We start from the raw sequence: 18,029 nt of genomic DNA on the forward strand, positions 1-18,029 counted from the left end.
ATTCTGATTATCGGAAAGATAATCTTCGATAAATGCATAGGTATCCATGGCCCTGTGTCTCCTTTCTGCAAACAATGGTAGGCTGCAGGGCCAATTTAATTTTTACAGAAGATTTGTTACGTTACCAATGTCTATTCTCTTTGAATATTACTGGTTGCGTTTTATTATATTTAAGTATGTTCTTCAAATGTTGCAATTAATGAGATTTTATTTTGGAATAAACCTCTTTTATGTATCCTATAGTGAATATTTTTAAATATTAAAAGTCAATAGTGTTACTCAATGGAACATCTTCGGGATGAGTATATTAAAATTCGAGAACTTCTCAGGAAACATCCGCATGGTATGAGTGTCACCGAAGTGTCGCAGGCGCTGGGGAAAAATAAGCACTCGACCGGACGGTATCTTGATGGCATGTATGCAGCAGGGCTTGTCGAGATGAGGATGTTTGGGAAGGCAAAAATATATTCCCCTTCATACCGTGTACCTCTCGCCTCACTTATATCAAAAATGGAGGAGCGGATCATGATACTGGATTCGGATCTCCGTCTTCTCGTGATTAATGATGCGTGCCTTGAGCTTCTGGGAAAAAAAAGCGGTGATCTGGCAGGTCAGGATCTCAGGTATGTTGAGGTTGCCGATTCTGGTGTGCACGACCTTCTGTCAGTCCTTGTTGGGAAAATTGGAGATTCGGAGCAGGTGCTTGAATATCCCCTTTATCTGGATGGAGGAGAGGTAATCCATCTCCATATTCATATTGTTCCGTCATTAGATGAGGCGCATCATGCGGTGTATGTCATTGTTATGGTGGATATCACAGAAGAAGTACGGATGATCCAAGAACTCAGGGAGCGGGAACACCAGTATCGCGAGCTTGTGGAGATGGCCGATGCAATCATACTCAAACTTGATAAAAATGGCAATGTTCTATTCTTTAATGAGTTTGCCGAGACATTCTTCGGATATTCCAAAGAAGAGGTACTCGGCCGAAGTGTCATAGGGACGATTGTTCCCCCAGAGGAGTACTCAGGCCGTGATCTGAAAGAACTGATTGCGCAGGTCTGCACGGATACCGATTCGTACAGGCGGAATGAAAATGCAAATATCACCAAAGACGGTCGCCTCGTCTGGGTCCGGTGGTCGAACCGGGCGATCCGGAATGAGGAGGATCAGGTGATTGGCGTTCTGTCGGTTGGAAATGATATTTCAGATCGAAAAGAGATGGAGCTTGCCCTCCTCTCGCAGAAGGATCAGCTCGAACGGAAGTTTCAGGAGATCGAGTGTATACAGCGTTTCTCCGGGACAATCAACTCTGTTATGACGCTGCCCGCTATTCTCCAGGAGCTTGTCAGGGTGATTGCAAAATGCTGGTCAAAACGGGGGCCTACCGGGGTTCGGATCACCTATGCCGGAAATGTCTATGAGAGTGGTATCCCGGATGGGCTTCCTTTCATATTCTCACAATCGATCTGCGCAGGCGAAAGGGAGGTTGGTTCCTTTGAGGTTGGTTTTGGCGGCAGGAATGAAGAAGCTGAGTACTATGAGAACAAGGAACGGCTCCTCTCCATGTTTGCCGAGAAGATTGGGTTTGCGATTGAATGGATGGAGGCAGAGACAAAGGTCCGGATGGAGCGGGATCTTTCTGATAAAATCCTTGCCACGGTGGATGCCGCCATATTCGTCCTCGATCCGGAGGGGCGGATACTTCGCTTTAACCGGAGATCTGAAGAACTGACCGGGTGCCTTGAAAAGGAGGTTCTAGGGAGTTATATCTGGGATATGTTTGATCCCGCCGGGTTGAGTGAAAGCGTCCGCTCATATGTCAGCACCCTGGTCGAGACGAAGCGGGGTTCACATATCCGGGGTGCCTGGACCGGGAGAGACCAGATCCGGCGAACAATCGACTGGTCGAACTCGGTTGTCTGTGATGATGCCGGGGTGGTTACCCATATCATAAGCACCGGGCTTGATGTTACGCGTCAGGTGGAGGGTGAAGCGGAGCTCAGGCGATGCAAGTCTGTGCTTGATCGCCTTCTTGCAGGAGAAGAGCCCAAATGATAGTGTTCCCTGCTTCAGCCAGATTTGGTTGTATGTTCAGGTGAACGGTTATCTCCTTCCCCTCCGATCACTTCTGTATGAGATTAAGTTTCTTCATAATCGCCATTCTCCTCGCAGTCGTTCTTGTCACCGCAGGCTGCTCCATGGTAACAGGCGGATTGCCTGGTACTTCATGGACACTTATCGCCTATGAGGGTGATGATGGTGAAATGGCGCGGGCAGATGCGTATGCCACCCTTCACTTCTCAGAAGATGGCAAAGTCAGTGGAACTGCCGGATGCAACAGTTATTCTGCTGAGTATCGTGGCAGCGGGGATCAGGTTGTCTTCAGCTCGCCTGACACCACACTGATGTATTGTACAGGTGAAGGTGTCATGGAGCAGGAGGGAAGATTTCTCTTTCTCCTTGAGGAGGTACGCTCGTATCAGATCGATGGCGATATCCTGATGATGTACGGGGCTGGTGGCCGGGAGATCCTGGTTGCCGGAACGCTACGGTGATTCTTCAGATAAGAAACTTTTTTCCTCTCTCCGATGAACTATCATCTGGTATGCGACAGAATATATATTCCACATTTCTTTGCCTTCTTCTTCTCATTGCTGCTTCTGGATGTATTTCGGCTTCTGAGCCCAGACAACCTGATGTAACCCAAAAAGAGATGGTGGCGTTTGTCCAGATCGCATTTGAGTATGCTGACATGTATGGGAAAGAGGCAGCCCTCCTCGCCTTCAATGATCCGAACGGGCCATTTGTAAAAGGTGAACTCTACATCTTTGCCTATGAAGAGGATGGCACAACGCTCGCTCTCCCCTTTGAGCCCGATCAGATTGGAAGCAGCCGCTCTGATCTCCAGGATGCAGAGGGCCGCTATATTATCAGGGAAATTATAGAAACCGGTCTTGAAGGCGGTGGGTTTGTCAGGTATCTCTACGCAAATCCAACACATGGCTTTGCTGTTGAACCCAAGATCAGCTATGTGATGAAAGGCGGTGATGGATGGGTGCTTGGATCAGGTCTTTATTCCACGGACGAGACAATGATGCCGGATTCGGAAGTGACAGTGGCCCTTGCCGATTTCGTTGACTATTCCGCCCTCTATACAGAAGCAGCCGGGAGGAAGGAGGCGCTTGTCACCCTGGTCGCAATGCAGGCTCTCCTCTCACGGTACCATGAAGAGACAGAAGCACAGCTTACGTCCCTCGATAATGAAATGCTGCTTGCAGGAGCCCATATAAGCGCTGTCGGGCTTGCTGATCCCTCCACCCACAAGGTGCTCGCATATGTTACTGGCACCTCTGAAGTGATATTTGATGTTGTCTCATTTGATGCAGAAGGCCGGATCACTGATGTGTATCCCGAAACATATGCATCGGCTATCGGGGCGGATATCTCAGCTCAACCGCATATCCGTGTTATACTGGATGAGAAGAAGCCGGTGATCTCACAATTGTTGCATACTCTTGAGGGGCAGGACGGAGTTTCACTCGCCTACCCGGTTGTTTCTGCCGATGGCAGAATCACCGGCGGTATCTCAGCACTGGTTCTCCCGCCGGTTCTTATCGGGGGAGCAGCAGATGCGGCAGGGATCAGATCCCCTTACTCGGCACGGGCGATCCAGGCAGATGGCACAGTCCTCTATGCAGAAGATCCGGAGGAGATCGGATTGATGATCTTTTCCGATCCTGGATATGAAATCTTCCCTGATGTGGGGCGTTTCAGAAGCCGGATCGAATCTGATCCGGAAGGTGACATGATCATCGGCCTCTCGGGTGTGAAGAAGCATGTCGTCTGGGATACGGTCTCACTCCACGGAACTGACTGGAGGCTTGTGGTTGTGAAGGAGTTTTAGGTTGAGAAAAATACGTGAGAGTGGTACCTTACTGGATCAGAGCAGTTTCGTCTCGGTGGTAGGTCTTGGGACCTTCACAACAAGCACCCTGAAGATTCCGCTGCTCTCATTCATCCACCGGTGTGAAATCATTGCCGGACTGTCAACCAGCATATCCTTCCCCACCTCCTTCTGTTCATCTCCGATCTCGATGATCCCGGTTCCTTCAAGCACATAGAAGAAAACATCCACTGGTGTGACATGCTTCTTCAGGACCTCACCGGGTTTGAGCGTGATAACAACGGCCACTCCGTGTTCGGTATCATATATCTTACGTGCATCGACATGATGCGGGTTTTTACCGACAGGGACATCGGCTACGGATACGATCTTCATGAGGAAGAGATTGCATCTCTTTTTTATAAGATTATCTCAGGTTTCATCCTTTGTAGTTCGTCCAGTAGTTGTTCAGGGACTCTTTTTTCCTCTGCTCCTTCCGGTGTTCCCGCATCTCAGGGTATGTCGGCTCTTCGCTCTGTTTTGCCGGGCAGTAAGGACAGAGTGCAAAGGGTATTCCGTCTGCCATATCCCTGACCGGGCAGAGGTATGTGCCTTCCCACTCATCAATGATCTGCCCTCCGGGAAATGGGGTGCCAACCGGATGAGCAGGTTCTTCCATCACAAAGATTGTAAAGCCAGCGAGGAGGTATTTGAGATAGAGGAAGGTCGGATCTTTTGTCTTTGCTTTTTCTCGTGCAGCAGCTTCGACCATCCTGAAGTATGATTGTGCAGATTTTGGAAGGGGCGCCTCTTCATCATCACCACCTCCATTCCGTACGAGGAGGAGGAGCCGGTGGTGGGCAGAGAAGATCTGTTCTTTTACCTTTGGGAGGAGCAGGCTCCGATAGTGATCCGGCAGATCGCGTGTCTTCTCCTCGAACCGTGCATACATCGTCTGGAGGTCACGGAGAGAATACCTCTCCACCTCTGTTGCAAGGAGCCGGATCAGTTCTTCCCTGGTCCTGGCTTCCTGCATCCGGCGGCAGGAGAGCGTGATCTGATCGACCGTGCGATTCTCTGTGATGCTATCCCCGGATGCGGACTCTGCAAATGTATCAATCAGCAGGGAATGTATCTCTTCATCTGGTGAACGGGCACGATCCGTCTCTTCCCCGGAGATCCAGCTGAAGAGCCAATGAAAAAATGTCCGGATGCTCAATTACACTGCTCCTGCATTTTTATATCCTGTATGTTCTGTTCATCAGCAATTCAATCAACCATGGAATTGGAGAGGAAGGATCTCAGCATCTAATGTATCTGTATCAAGAATCGCAACTGTTGCCTTCCCGTACCGTTCACCACAGGCTTCACCCGGATTGATCATAAGTATCTCTCCAACCCTCTTAACTGATGGGCGGTGGGTGTGGCCGGAGATGATGATATCAAATCTCTCCATTTCAGCGAGTGCCAGTACTGATCCGGGATCATCGCCATGCACCATCCCGATTCTGAGGCTCTCGACTGAGAGATCCGCGGCGAGACTCTCAAGCCTTATCGTGCCGCATTTTCTGCTTTCGTCCCGTAGCCGCTTCTGCTGATGGTCACAGTTTCCAAAGACACCTATCATATCGCAGGGGAGATCGCAAAAGAGCCAAAGTGAGCGCGTTGTGGTGATATCCCCTGCATGGAGGACGATTTCCGTATCCAGTGAGATGAATTGATTGATCGCCTCATGGATGGCGGGATGGTTATCGTGGGTATCAGCTATTATTCCGATCTTCATAATGCTCTTCTATCTGGTTTCTTGAGATAATCCTGCTTTTTTTGATATTCGTAATAGAGTTCTGGATAGCAGCATTACAATACTCGAGCATCGGCCTGCCATGGCCAAAATAGATCGCCCTCACATCTTTTGTGGCGATATATTGCATTGCTTTTACAAATCTTTCTTCAAAGGAGCAGCCCGGAACACGGATGATCACTGGTGTGTCTCCTACAAAGAGAACGCCTTCCTCCTCGCAGTAGAGGCAGATCGAGTCCTGTGTGTGGCCCGGGGTATGGATGACTTCAAACATACGATCTCCGATACGTAAGGTTTCGCCCCCCCTGAGCATGATATCAACACATTTCAGGGAATCAGAGAAGGCATAGGTCGTTGGGGAATAGAGCTCTTTGATATGTGGGAGTAGTGATGCATGATCGTAATGGGAGTGAGTGAGTATAGCCTGATCGACCTTCCGCTTCCCAACACCGGTACGCATGGTGTTAATCTTTTCAACGATCAACGGATCCCTTCCCACATCGATGAGAGTGTTTTTGTCTTCAAGTGTATTCCAGGTTCCTGTCACAAGATACACATTCGAGGTGTAAATTGCGCTGTCTTCGGTCAGGTTAATGATCTTCATTATTCCACTCTTCAACTACCTGGATAATGGAAAGAGATTGTCTGGTCTGCTTGTATGCCTGCCCAGTTTATACATCTGTGTATCGAAGAACATTGAATTTAAAACGGGGCAGGCAGTTTCCTGAAGACCTGGGCATATGGGATCACCTGTTCAAAGAGATCTTCACACTGAGGGGGCATCTTCTGGGTCTGTTCGGTCAAAAAGAAACCTCCGTCAACCAATGCCTCGTGGAACATCCTGATAACCTTGATCCGCTGTTCTTCTGTGAAGTGGAGAAGGACATTCTTACAGCTGATCAGTGAGAAGTTATCTTTTGGAGGTTTGCAGGTGAGGAGATCATGCCGTTTGAACGTAACCCGGTTCCTGATCTCATCAGATAGTATAAAATTCCCTGGCTTATCGGGGTCTGGTGAAAAATTTTTGGTAAAGAACTCGTCAGGGATTCTCTTCAACTCTCCCCATGGATAGCTCCCCTTCGCAATGATCGGTCCAAACAGGTTTGAGTGATCGATGTCGCTTGCGAGTATCCTGACATTTCGAAAGATCATCGCCCCCATGTTCTCTTTTAAAAGAAGGGCTATTGTATAGGGCTCCTGTCCCATTGCGCACCCGGCACTCCAGATATCAATGTGCGTCTTTCCCAGGATAGACGGCAGCATGTGATCGATGATCATCTGGAGTGTCTGAAGATCCCGAAAGAAGTATGTGAATGCCATTGATTTGTTTGTATTATATGATTGAATAGAATATAAAGCACAGGTCCTGATAATAGCTCTGAAGATCCGGGTTTTACATGATCCCACTCTTCCATGCCCCTGTCGGGACAGATATCTCAAACCTCGCTCCTCTGCCATAGATCCCGGTTTCCCGAATTATAATGCCGGTGATTCCGAGGATCTCGCGTGCAAGAAAAAGTCCAAAACCTGTGTTTTTTCCAAACCCACGCTCGAATATCAGCTCCTTCTGATTGTCCGGAACGCCGGGTCCGCTATCCTCCCAGATGATTATGAGCTCTCCCTCCCGCTCCTCACAGGAGAGAGCGATCCGGCTTGCTCCCTCAGCATACCGGATGGTGTTGTCATGGAGGTTGTAAAAGACTTTTTCCAGCATCGGGTCGGCATAGATCGAGATCACTTTGCATTTGTCGTGAACCTGTACCTGTTCCTTTTCAAGAATTGCGAATACGGTTTGGAGTTGCTGCCATACCGGTTGTTTCACGCCAACGTCTTCATACATCCTCGTAAACTCAATCTGACCCTGAATTGCGCCGATAATGTTTCTCACTTCATTCAGGTACCCTGACTGTTTTGAATCCACACACATCTCCTCGGCAAAATTGAGGAAACCTTCTAGTGCCATTATCTTGTTCAGGATGTCATGGCGGGTGATACTTGAGAGAAGCTGGAGTTTTTTGTTTGCTATATGGAGCGACTCCTGGGCAGCTGTACGCTCCACGTTCTTCTGATATAACTCCTCAACTGATCTGATTCGCTCAATGTACCGGCCGATCTGCATGGCGATGCTCTCGATAAGCTTCTCTTCTTCAGGAAGAATCTTATCGTTCCTAATGAGGCAGATAGTAATTGAACCGACTGGCTCCTGGTGAATGAGGATATTTGCATGTATGCTCCATGGTGTCAGCTGATAGCCGGGAGTGGCATATTCTTTTTCATTGATCCTGATACTGGCGGCTGTTATCTCAGGATGCCTGAACCCGCCCGGTATTATTTCAGCGATTATCTGCATCACCTCTTCATATGGCCTGTCGGACTCTCCGATGACATCTGATATCCTGTACAGGCAGGAAATCTCCTTGATCCTCTCGTGTAATGCATCATCAACTTCTTTTTGGTTGGTGATATCCAGCAGGATTCCATTGAACACGAGTTCAGATCCACGCTGAATCGGGCGGGACATCCCCTGAAACCAGATCTCTTCTCCAGACGGCCTGATGAACCGTCCCTCATAATGCCAGGGCTGACCGCTCTTTGCTACTTCCTCAATTGATTGGAGGAACGCATCATGGTCACGGGGGTCAACATGCTCTGTAAAACGGTCAAAGAATCCCTCAGTGGAGCTGCTGATACCAAATACCTCCTCTACCCGGCTGCTGATGTAATATGCTCCTTTTTCTCCATCCGGCCGGATATAGAACTGGTATATAACCCCCGGAACCATCTCCGCAACCTCGGTGAGCTGTTCCTGCTGACTATATAATTCCTCTTCGATACGCCGCCTTTTGAGAACCTGCCAGAGCCCCTGTATCAGGAGCGTGAGTTGACGTACATCTGTCTCTGTGTAATCCAGTGGCTTATTTGCAACCCCGGCAACAATCACAATCTGATCGTCATCGAGGATCGGGACATTCATATGCCGGATGATCTGCGGGTGCCCCTCAGGATAGCCTTTCTTCTGTGGGTTTGGGGCTGCATAGTTGTTTGTGATCACCGGACCGCGTTGCCGCACTGCCTCCCCCCAGAGTCCTGTCTTCTCCACCCGGTACACGATCGGCTTATCCCGCAATGCACACTCCTCCATGGCAGTCTTTGACCATGCATACATCGAGAGTTCTGTCTCATCATCATTGAGGAAGGCAAGGTATCCGAGTGGGCTGCCGGTAATTACGCCTGCCCCCTCCAGTGCATAGGTAAGCAGCTCCTTTTCAGGCAGGTATGCCATCTCATAGAAACCAAGCAGGTACCTGAGCCGGGACTCGCTCTCGCGGATGAGCTGTTCGTGCCTTTTCAGCTCCTCTATATTCTCTTTGAGTTTCTCTTCGGATGCGGTCAGTTGTTCATAAGCGGAACGGAGCTCTTCATTTTTCTGGATGAGGCTCTGTTCGGCTGCTTTTCGCTCGGTGATATCTGTTGCTATCTCCATGCGGACGATGCGGCCGTCGATCCACGTGATTGCCATATCACGACATTCGTACCAGTGTCCGTCGACGGTATTTTGAAACTCCCAAATATAGACCCCAGTGGGATTTCCCTCTCCATCAAGGAGCTTCTCATTGGTGCAGAATACACAAGGACCGTCCTGGTTCTTTTGTAGCGACTTCCAGCAGATGGTACCTTCTGCATCGCCCCAGGCTTTTCGTGCGTATTCGTTTTGAAAGAGAAGCTCATATGAGTCCATGTCCGCAATGTAAATAAAAGCGTCAATGCTGTTAATGACCTTTTTGAAGCGTTCATGAGACCGCCTGAGTGCATCGTCAGCTTTGTTCCGGTCGGTAATATCCTGGCCCTGTGCGATGGTTGCAATGATCGTCTCCCCGTCACTACCACGAATGTTTGCAGAATTCCAGAGGACTGTTCTCTCCTCTCCTGATCGGTGCAGAATTGGTATCTCGATGACATTCCACATCTCGCCTGCCATGGCTCGCCTGATCAGATCCATCGATTCATCCCGGCTCTCTTCAGGGAAGAGAATTTCGATGTTAGATCCGATCGCCTGCTCAGTCGGTATGCCGGTAAGCCTCCCAAATGCATCATTGAATCGTGTTATCCGGAGATCCCTGTCCCAGACGATGATCGGGGCATTGGCGTGTGTGATAAGGTTTGCGAGGTATTCATTGGTCTCCTCCAGTACACGCTGTATACTGATAATCTCCTCAAGCTGGGTTCTGAGCTCTTCCTCTGCACCTGCCATCTCCTCGCTCTTCTGGAGGAGTGCGAGTTCCGCCTGCTTCCCCTCAGTGATATCCTGAATGCTCACCGCAAACTTTCCTTTTTCAGGACTGTATGCAAGTACATCAAACCATCTTCTGAGTTCAGATGAGTAGTTTTGAAAATGTTGGGCATTGCCGTGAAGCGCAACCTCACCAAATGTAAAAATCCAATTGTCCTCTGTTCCAGGCAGAATCTCCCGGACGGTTTTACCAATTATATTCTCTCTTGATAAACCAGTTATCTCTTCATATGCAGTATTAATATTGATAAATCGATAGTCACAGGGTATCCCATTCTCATCGAGTATAATGTCGTGGAGTGCAAAACCGGCATTGATATGTTCAAAGAGAAGGTTATATTGCCGCTCACTTTCTGCAAGCGAAATCTCTGATCGTCTCCTGTTAACAGCATAACGTATTTTATTTGCAAGTTCTGCAAACTGTGCCTTCGGATCTCCGCCTTTCTGGAGATAGAAGTCGGCACCTTCGTTTAATGCCTCGATAACGACCTCTTCACGCCCTTTTCCGGTGAAGATAATGAAGGGTGTGGTATCGCCTGCAGATCGCAGGTGCTTCAGAAATGCGATCCCATCACACTGTTGCATCTGGTAATCGGAGATGATCGCATCATATGGCTGTTCTTTGAGACGTTTAATCCCCTCGTGTGGCCCGCCCGCTGTTGTGACGGTGAATTTCCCGGTTTTTTCAAGAAATATCTTTCCAATCTCAAGAAGTCCTGGCTCGTCATCCACATAGAGGATTGAGAGACATTGATCGCGGGTATCGACCATTATGCTATGATGCTCCCGGAAATGGATAAAATTATGTATGGTGTATCATCTTCGATGATAGGGGTCTACTCTGTTACTGCCTGTTTCTCAGGAAGCCATACGGTAAAGGTGCTCCCCTCACCCGGTGTACTTTCCACGGTAATCCTGCCGCCATGAAGCTGGACGTAGCGCTGGGCGATAGGAAGGCCAAGTCCCAGCCGGTTATACTGCCTGCTCAGACGATCATGATCAGCGATATGGAACGGCTCAAAGATCTTCTCCTGTGCCTGGAGAGGAATCCCGATCCCGTTATCCCTGAAACTGATGAAATGTGTTCCATCACAGGCTTCATAAAAGATAGAAATCTCTCGGGGAGGTTCATTGAAGCGGATCGCATTTGAGAGGATCACCATAAACACCTGGTAGAGGAGAGAGGGATCACCCTGCACGATAAGCTCGCGTGGAATGTCATTTTTTATCTCCGCATCTAACCCGGATCCGCATGCATCAATGATATCTTTGAGAAAACTATGAAGGAGAATCGCATCATAAACCGGACTAATCTTGCCGGAATCAACAAGTGAGAGTTCGAGTACCCGATCGATGATTTTTCGTTCCTGATCGATATTCTTCTGGCAATGGGTGAGAAGATCCACAACCTCTCCTGAGAGGCCAAAACCATGTGGATCTGAGGTGAGGAGGCTGAGATAGCCGAGTGCCGGCTGGAGTGGTGTGCGGAGTTCATGCGAGGCGATCATAACAAAATCCGATTTCCGCTCGACCTCGTCTTTGAGAGCCTGCTGTGTTGAAACCAGTTCTTCAAACTGGGATCGTATCTCCTCTTCTGTCCTGGCAAGACGCTCATTCATATCAAGCAGGATGTTGTTTGAGTCCACCAGCTCCTCATTCATCCTCTCCAGTTTCTCTTCGATCCCCTGTGATTTCTCTGCAAGTAGTGTGACGATGAATGCAATCGCCGCGAAGAGAAGGACCCTGATCAAGCCTTCGGTCAGGTATCCTGTTCCCGCATACAAGAGGAGCATTCCAAGATAGCTTCCTGAAATGATAACGGAGAAGAGGAGCCCTTTCCTGGTATAATAGATACAGGCGATGACTATCGGGATATAGAAGAGATTCTGAAAGATGAAATAAACGCCTGATGCGAGTGCCAGAAAACCGATGATAAAGGAAAGTGCAGTTGTGACTGCAACGAGGAGGAGGGGAAGATACTCATGGGCATCTCTCTTTATTCTGACTGGAATTTCCGGGTTTGAGGCTCTCTCTCCTGTCATTGATTCTGGCCTTCTGTTGCAGGTGCCTGCCTGACATCGATTCTGTAAAGGAGGAAAGGGAGGGAGGTGAGTGGCGTCACTCACGTATTTGAGGATATAATTCTTTAATTCCTGAGCATATCGCCAAGCAGCTGCTTGATCTCAATCCAGATGATAAGATCAGTCTGATCCCTGTCCTTCACCCTTGTCTTCTTCTTGATGATGCCAAGGATGCTTGAATCTTCATCGACATCTGCCGCACCTGTTCTGTCAACCTGGTTCATCTCAAAAGTTGATACCGAGAGGACATCGTCGACCATGATCCCGACCTTCTTCTTTGTGATATTTTCATCAAGAACGATGATCCTGGATTCCTCATCAGGCCGATCGTTCTTTCTCATGATATTCAGTCGATCCTTTAAGTCGATGATGGTGGTGATTTCGCCTCTCAGATCGATGATCCCTTTTATATAAGAAGGTGAATTTGGAAGGGCGGAGATTCGCGTATACTCCACCACCTCACGGACATCGAAGAGGTCTATTGCAAATTTCTCATCGCCAAGGATGAACTCGACGACCTGGATCGACCCTGACATCACCTGGCTATCATCACTGTGCACTTCACTTGCCATTGTTCCGCCTCACCTACTTCGCCAGTTTGAACTGCTGGTTTGCCTGGAGGGTCTTGTTTGCGACCGTGCTCACGTTCTCAACCATCCGGGCAACCTCGTCGATACCGGCAGATGCCTCCTCGGTTGCGGCTGCCGCATCTCCTGCTTCACGTGCATTCTCATCGATTAAGCCGGTCACCTCATGGACGCTTGCTGTGATCTGCTCAACGGTTGCCGCCTGCTCTTCTGAGGCACTGGCAACTTCCTCAATTGCCCGTGAGATCTGCTCGACAGACTGGACGATCTCATTAAAAGCGACAATTGTCTTCTCCATCTGTTCAGATCCCGACTTAACGGTGGTTCCGGCATGGTTCATCGCCTCAACTGCCTTCTTCGCCTGAACCTGCAGATCACCGATCATGCTCGCAATACTCTCGGCAGATGATCCCGACTCCTGGGCAAGCGATTTAACTTCTGCTGCAACTACCGCAAATCCGCGACCTGCATCCCCTGCACGTGCAGCTTCAATCGCAGCATTGAGTGCAAGAAGATTCGTCTGGTTTGAAATATCCGCAATAAGTCCGACGATCTTACCGATCTGCTCCATCTGTTCGTTGATGCCCTTGATGATCACATCGACATCAGCAGCAGACTGGCTGATCTCGCCGATCCCTTTCTCGGCTGCTGCTGCAAGCTTAGCGCCTTCCTTCGACTGGTCGTTTGCGTTTCGTGCAAGGGATGCAACCGACTCGGCGTTCGAGGTGACTTCCTCAACTGCGGCCGATAGGTCTTCCATAGCTCTCAGCACCTGCACAGCACCGTTGTTTGCCTTCTCGGAGTTCTCACTTACATGTCCGGTATTCTTTGCGATCTGCTGGGCTCCGGAGGAGACCTCCTCGATACTGGCGTTTGCCTCTTCGGAGATGGCCGCGAGTTCTCCCATCATCCGGTTCACATCACCAATCGACTGTGAGACCTTGGTGGAGACATTATTCAGTGCCTTCTTCAGCTTCTCCATATCACCTTTTGCTGCGACATCGTCTGAGAACCTGGTGCTGAAGTCGGTGTTTGCAAAGGAGTCTGCAACCCTGATCACCTCGTTTACCGGCTGGACAACCGCATCAAGGGTATTGTTCAGTCCGTCGATGACCTTCCTGAAGTCGCCCTGATGTTTCGATGCATCGGCACGGGTGGCAAGCCTGCCCTCGACTGCTGCGCCTGCGAGCAGGTTTGCATCATCGATAAGCAGGTTAATTGCATTGATACACCTGTTTACGCTCTCCTTCAGTTCATTATATTCGCCTTTGAACTCCTGGTTGATCTTCTCGGGAATGTCACCTTTGCTGATACGGGTCATCGCTCCGCCCATACCTTTCACAGGTTTGACAACGGCTTCGAGGGTGTTGTTTAATCCCTCAATGACTTTCCTGAAGTCACCTTCATGCCTTTGTGTATCTGCACGTTCATCAAGGTTTCCGTTAATAGCAGCATCTGCCAGCCTGTTTGAATCAGCGACAAGGAGATTCACCGCAGCGATGCACTTATTGAGGTTGTTCTTGATCTCGGCGAAATCTCCCTTGTAGTCGTCGGTGATCATATCTGGGATCTGCCCGTCGCTGATGCGGTCGATGTATTCTGCTGCAACATTCAGCGGCCCGATCACTGCATCAAGAATATCGTTGACGCCATGGATCATCTGGGCGTAATCGCCCTGGAATTTCGAGGCGTCACCCCTGACATCCAGCCTGCCGTCACTTGCGGAGGCACTGATCATATTCATCTCAGAACCAAACTGCTGTATTATCGAGACGACATCTCCAAATGCGCCGGCTACCTGGCCGATCTCATCTCCGCTCCCGTCAGTTGTGACTGTTCCGGAGAGATCACCCTCTTTGACGCGTTGTCCGAGGCCGACAAGCTCGCCCATGCGGCGTGCAATGTTCCTCCCAAAGAGGATTGCGATTGCTCCTCCGATGATGACGGCACCGATCACGATGATCAGGATCGCGTTTCTGATATCGTTAATTGGCCCGGTGAAGTCATTCCAGTCTGCACCTGCGGCAATATACCAGTCAAGAGGCTCATAGTAGGTGAACGCGACGATCTTGTCCTGCCCTTCCCAGTCATACCTGATGAGACCTTCTTTCTGCCTCAGCATCTCCTGGACGAAATCGTACTGGCTAAGGCTTTGTCCTTCAAGAGTCGGGTGAATGATTGCAGTTCCTTTTGAATCCATGACGTAGATATAGCCTGCATCCCCGACAACCATACTCTTGTAATCTGCGGCAACAACGCCAAGTGTCGCATCTTCCCTGACTCCGGTGAAGAGAATACCAATCACTGCACCGCCCGGTCCGCGGATCGGCTCATATACGGTGATATAGCTGACACCTACGACATTTGCGGTTCCATAGAACGTTTCTCCACGGACAACGACTGCATCATAGACTTCCTGCGAGACAGGTGTCCCAAGAGCACGCCTGCCATCTGCTCCAATGACGGTTGTTGCAACCCGGATCGCCTGGTTCCCCCGTACCTGGAAGATGGTTGCGGCACCGCCGACCTGGTTCACCACATTGTCAACCATTGCATTGTTGTCGTTCACAACAGTGACCTGCCCCGCTGAATTGACAAGAACCAGCTGGTCATTCTGGATCTGTGGTGTTCCATAGCTTTGGAATTCAGATCTGAGGACATTCAGTCCCACTTGCAGTATGTCCATAGTGAGCGTATAGACGGCATCAGCCTGTTTTTTGCTGTCGCTTACAAGAAGCGTGAACTGATCATTGATCTGCTCTTCCAGTGCCGCACTTGCATTATTATATGCAATAAGTCCAAGCAGCACCGTCGGCACGATGACGAGCGCCAGACAGATGATCAGGATCTTCGTCCCGATTTTCATGTTGCCAAATTTTGAGGTTTTATCCTCTTTCATCATTCATCTCCTCCCAATGCATTAGCCGAATGAATCGGCTTCCGATTAATCTGAGCTGAATTGCCTTTTCAGGCAATCAGGCTCATCCACATCCATGTTAATCCTATGTATTTTCGTTTGGAATACATGGGATTAAATGTATGTCTAAAGGCGATGGTACTAAAAAACCCTTTGCTTTAGATACCGGTTAATGGCACAGGGTATCGGTTTTATTGCAGGATTATGCCATCCTCAAATGAAGGACTTGCACGGATGCAGGATCGAGGAAGAGATCGAATGGCTGTGTTTCTGTTCAAGTGATGCTAAATTATTTCCCAAAAGAATTCCTATATAAGGGATGCCTATGCCAACAATTCTCATCATTGACGATTCATCCTTTCAGCGCACCATCATTAAAAAGACACTCACAAACGAACAGTTCACCTGTATCGAAGCCGATAATGGCCGTCTCGGGCTAGAGATGGCGGAGAAGGAGAATCCTGACGCTATTCTCGTCGATCTCCTGATGCCTGATATGGATGGGATAGAGTTTTTGAAAGTGATACAGGAGAAGAAAATCTCCATCCCTGTTCTAGTTTTCACCTCTGATATTCAGGATACCACCCGTGATCTCTGCCTGAAACTTGGAGCACGCAGCTTCCTGAACAAACCGCTCAGACAGGAAGAACTTGTTCCGGCAATCCGGAAGGTGCTGGAACTCCCTGGTGATGCCTGATGGAGATTGACCCCCTGGATCTTGATGCCATCTGCGAACTGGTGAATATCGGTGTTGGAAAAGCCGCAGGCATCCTCTCTGAGATGACCGGATCGGTAATCGAGCTTACCATACCGAACGTCAGCATCTATTCCCAGGATGAGTTTTCGCAGATTCTCTCCCAGATTGGAAAAGATCGGTATTCTGCAATATCTCTTGATTTTCAGGGTGTATTTTCCGGAATGACATACTCAATCTTTCCCGCAGAGAGTGCCCATGTACTCATTGATGCGGTAACCGGTGATGAAATCTCAGACAATGAATATGAGCGCCCGTTCAGCTCTATTGACGCGGAAACACTCAAAGAGATCGGCAATATCTTAATCAACGGTGTTATGGGATCGATAACAAATGTGCTGCAAAGCCAGCTAACCTACTCGCTTCCTTCCTACTGTGAGGCTGATATCCCGGCATTAATACAGAATGTCAGGCAGGAGCATCGGGAAGCAGTCCTGCTTGCAGAGACCCACATGTTCATCAGGAATCTGAATATTGAGGGAAAAATCCTGATTATCATGGGGGCAGAATCATTTGAAACCCTTGTCAGAAGAGTAAGGGAGATTTCAAGGGGATAGCCAGCCGTGAGCCAGCAAAAAAATCTATCTGTTATTACAGAATTCTCGGATGCTCTGCCCGTTGGGATCTGTGTCATCGATAGAAAGCGAAAAATCCTCATCTGGAACAGAACCCTGGCAGAATGGAGCGGCCATCTGAGTGAGGTTATGGTGGGCGAAAATCTCATGGAACTGTACCCTGATTTAAACACCCCCTCATACCGGTCACGGATCGATCAGGTGATGGATGGGGGGCCCCCGGCAGTCTTCTCTTCCCAGCTCCACAGATCGTTTATACCCTGCACAAAAGCCGACGGGACCAGCCGGGTCCAGCAGACCTCGGTTATCAGGTATGCCGGAGGCAATCCCGATCATCCCTGTGCAATGATCATCATCGAGGATGTCACCGATCTTGATCATGAGATACGATCGGTTCGCCAGATGAAAGATCAGGCCCTTCTGGAGGTACAGGAACGGAAAAAGGCTGAAGAAGCACTGGAAAATCTAAACGCCAAGTTAAACCTTCTTTCAAGCGTTACCCGTCATGATATCCTCAACAAGATTATGGTCATCGACGGTTTCCTTGGGTTTGCCGAGGACCTCACTTCCGATGCGACACAGGCAGAATATCTTAGGCATGTCAGGGCAGCAGCAATGGTAATCCAGAACATCCTGCTGTTCAACCGCCAGTATGAACAGCTTGGGATAGAGGATGCCGGATGGTTTTCTATTGATACCCTGATCGAAACCCTTGATACAGAGGAGCGTCTTCCAATATATTCTGCATGCAAAGGCGTATCGATCTATTGCGATCCGATGCTGGAAAAGGTCTTTTACAACCTCTACGATAACGCTCTCAGGCATGCTATGGGGGCAACACGGATAGATCTCGCCTGCCAGCCTTCATCATCAGGCCTTCTTATTGCGTGGGAGGATGACGGCTCAGGTATTCCGGAAGATGATAAAGAGGAGATATTCAAACGTGGTTTTGGGAAAAACACTGGTATGGGGCTCTTTCTGGTGCGTGAAATTCTTGCGATCACGGGAATTGCCATCACCGAAACAGGCGAAGAAGGAAAGGGTGCACGGTTTGAGATTTCTGTGCCTGAGGGAGCATACCGGATTGCGAATCCGGCCTGAAGAAAACCATTTCTTCTATTTTCTCTCTTCCGAAAG

15 protein-coding genes are annotated in these 18,029 nt (G+C 49.1%); 6 read left to right on the forward strand and 9 right to left on the reverse strand.

Annotated features, from left to right (window positions below; all coding sequences use genetic code 11):
- Window positions 1-282 precede the first annotated feature (282 nt).
- From FTO68_RS06960 to FTO68_RS06970, 3 genes are all read left to right on the forward strand, one after another.
- Window positions 283-2,058: a PAS domain S-box protein gene (locus FTO68_RS06960; RefSeq protein ID WP_255332663.1), complete on the forward strand. Its 1,776-nt coding sequence runs from the start codon at window positions 283-285 to the stop codon at window positions 2,056-2,058.
- 77 nt (window positions 2,059-2,135) lie between these two features.
- Window positions 2,136-2,558 (forward strand): META domain-containing protein, encoded by a 423-nt coding sequence (locus tag FTO68_RS06965; RefSeq protein ID WP_255332664.1) that lies wholly within the window; start codon window positions 2,136-2,138, stop codon window positions 2,556-2,558.
- Between the two features lie 50 nt (window positions 2,559-2,608).
- On the forward strand, window positions 2,609-3,907 hold the full coding sequence (locus FTO68_RS06970; RefSeq protein ID WP_255332665.1) for a cache domain-containing protein: 1,299 nt from the start codon (window positions 2,609-2,611) through the stop codon (window positions 3,905-3,907).
- Between the two features lie 36 nt (window positions 3,908-3,943).
- On the opposite strand, the gene FTO68_RS06975 is transcribed toward FTO68_RS06970, so the two are convergent.
- The 9 genes from FTO68_RS06975 to FTO68_RS07015 form a co-directional block, all read right to left on the reverse strand.
- Complete coding sequence (locus tag FTO68_RS06975; RefSeq protein WP_255332666.1) at window positions 3,944-4,282, reverse strand: cupin domain-containing protein; 339 nt, start codon at window positions 4,280-4,282, stop codon at window positions 3,944-3,946.
- A gap of 43 nt (window positions 4,283-4,325) precedes the next feature.
- Window positions 4,326-5,105, reverse strand: coding sequence for a DUF2115 domain-containing protein (locus FTO68_RS06980; RefSeq protein WP_255332667.1), 780 nt, complete (start codon window positions 5,103-5,105; stop codon window positions 4,326-4,328).
- Between the two features lie 54 nt (window positions 5,106-5,159).
- Window positions 5,160-5,669, reverse strand: coding sequence for a metallophosphoesterase (locus FTO68_RS06985; RefSeq protein ID WP_255332668.1), 510 nt, complete (start codon window positions 5,667-5,669; stop codon window positions 5,160-5,162).
- The gene (locus FTO68_RS06990; protein WP_255332669.1) at window positions 5,647-6,291 is read right to left on the reverse strand and encodes an MBL fold metallo-hydrolase; all 645 of its coding nucleotides are present in this window, start codon (window positions 6,289-6,291) and stop codon (window positions 5,647-5,649) included. Before FTO68_RS06990 ends, FTO68_RS06985 begins: the two co-directional genes overlap by 23 nt.
- A gap of 98 nt (window positions 6,292-6,389) precedes the next feature.
- The gene (locus tag FTO68_RS06995) at window positions 6,390-7,007 is read right to left on the reverse strand and encodes a CheR family methyltransferase (protein WP_255332670.1); all 618 of its coding nucleotides are present in this window, start codon (window positions 7,005-7,007) and stop codon (window positions 6,390-6,392) included.
- Window positions 7,008-7,080: 73 nt separating this feature from the next.
- On the reverse strand, window positions 7,081-10,749 hold the full coding sequence (locus FTO68_RS07000) for a PAS domain S-box protein (protein WP_255332671.1): 3,669 nt from the start codon (window positions 10,747-10,749) through the stop codon (window positions 7,081-7,083).
- A gap of 65 nt (window positions 10,750-10,814) precedes the next feature.
- Window positions 10,815-12,020 carry an ATP-binding protein gene (locus FTO68_RS07005; RefSeq protein WP_255332672.1) on the reverse strand — a complete coding sequence of 402 codons (1,206 nt, stop codon included), beginning with the start codon at window positions 12,018-12,020 and terminating at the stop codon, window positions 10,815-10,817.
- A 104-nt stretch (window positions 12,021-12,124) separates the two neighbouring features.
- A complete protein-coding gene (locus FTO68_RS07010) occupies window positions 12,125-12,631 on the reverse strand; it encodes a chemotaxis protein CheW (protein WP_255332673.1) in 507 nt (168 codons plus the stop codon).
- Window positions 12,632-12,644: 13 nt separating this feature from the next.
- The gene (locus FTO68_RS07015) at window positions 12,645-15,548 is read right to left on the reverse strand and encodes a Cache 3/Cache 2 fusion domain-containing protein (RefSeq protein WP_255332674.1); all 2,904 of its coding nucleotides are present in this window, start codon (window positions 15,546-15,548) and stop codon (window positions 12,645-12,647) included.
- Between the two features lie 340 nt (window positions 15,549-15,888).
- Here FTO68_RS07015 and FTO68_RS07020 point away from each other — a divergent pair, with 340 nt between their 5' ends.
- From FTO68_RS07020 to FTO68_RS07030, 3 genes are read left to right on the forward strand one after another with little or no spacing between them, the layout of a single operon-like run.
- Window positions 15,889-16,260 carry a response regulator gene (locus tag FTO68_RS07020; protein WP_255332675.1) on the forward strand — a complete coding sequence of 124 codons (372 nt, stop codon included), beginning with the start codon at window positions 15,889-15,891 and terminating at the stop codon, window positions 16,258-16,260.
- On the forward strand, window positions 16,260-16,874 hold the full coding sequence (locus FTO68_RS07025) for a chemotaxis protein CheC (protein WP_255332676.1): 615 nt from the start codon (window positions 16,260-16,262) through the stop codon (window positions 16,872-16,874). The genes FTO68_RS07020 and FTO68_RS07025 overlap by 1 nt, the downstream gene beginning before the upstream one ends.
- Before the next feature lie 6 nt (window positions 16,875-16,880).
- Window positions 16,881-17,993 carry a PAS domain-containing sensor histidine kinase gene (locus FTO68_RS07030; protein ID WP_255332677.1) on the forward strand — a complete coding sequence of 371 codons (1,113 nt, stop codon included), beginning with the start codon at window positions 16,881-16,883 and terminating at the stop codon, window positions 17,991-17,993.
- Window positions 17,994-18,029 lie beyond the last annotated feature (36 nt).

The sequence above is a fragment of the Methanocalculus taiwanensis genome, assembly GCF_024372745.1.
Lineage (GTDB): Archaea > Halobacteriota > Methanomicrobia > Methanomicrobiales > Methanocorpusculaceae > Methanocalculus > Methanocalculus taiwanensis.

Bases quoted from the DNA above. Each gene is read 5' to 3' on its own strand.
- FTO68_RS06960 (WP_255332663.1), top strand. From the start codon at position 283: ATGGAACATCTTCGGGATGAGTATATTAAAATTCGAGAACTTCTCAGG.
- FTO68_RS06965 (WP_255332664.1), top strand. From the start codon at position 2,136: ATGAGATTAAGTTTCTTCATAATCGCCATTCTCCTCGCAGTCGTTCTT.
- FTO68_RS06970 (WP_255332665.1), top strand. From the start codon at position 2,609: ATGCGACAGAATATATATTCCACATTTCTTTGCCTTCTTCTTCTCATT.
- FTO68_RS06975 (WP_255332666.1), bottom strand. From the start codon at position 4,282: ATGAAGATCGTATCCGTAGCCGATGTCCCTGTCGGTAAAAACCCGCAT.
- FTO68_RS06985 (WP_255332668.1), bottom strand. From the start codon at position 5,669: ATGAAGATCGGAATAATAGCTGATACCCACGATAACCATCCCGCCATC.
- FTO68_RS06990 (WP_255332669.1), bottom strand. From the start codon at position 6,291: ATGAAGATCATTAACCTGACCGAAGACAGCGCAATTTACACCTCGAAT.
- FTO68_RS06995 (WP_255332670.1), bottom strand. From the start codon at position 7,007: ATGGCATTCACATACTTCTTTCGGGATCTTCAGACACTCCAGATGATC.
- FTO68_RS07000 (WP_255332671.1), bottom strand. From the start codon at position 10,749: ATGGTCGATACCCGCGATCAATGTCTCTCAATCCTCTATGTGGATGAC.
- FTO68_RS07005 (WP_255332672.1), bottom strand. From the start codon at position 12,020: ATGACAGGAGAGAGAGCCTCAAACCCGGAAATTCCAGTCAGAATAAAG.
- FTO68_RS07010 (WP_255332673.1), bottom strand. From the start codon at position 12,631: ATGGCAAGTGAAGTGCACAGTGATGATAGCCAGGTGATGTCAGGGTCG.
- FTO68_RS07015 (WP_255332674.1), bottom strand. From the start codon at position 15,548: ATGATGAAAGAGGATAAAACCTCAAAATTTGGCAACATGAAAATCGGG.
- FTO68_RS07020 (WP_255332675.1), top strand. From the start codon at position 15,889: ATGCCAACAATTCTCATCATTGACGATTCATCCTTTCAGCGCACCATC.
- FTO68_RS07025 (WP_255332676.1), top strand. From the start codon at position 16,260: ATGGAGATTGACCCCCTGGATCTTGATGCCATCTGCGAACTGGTGAAT.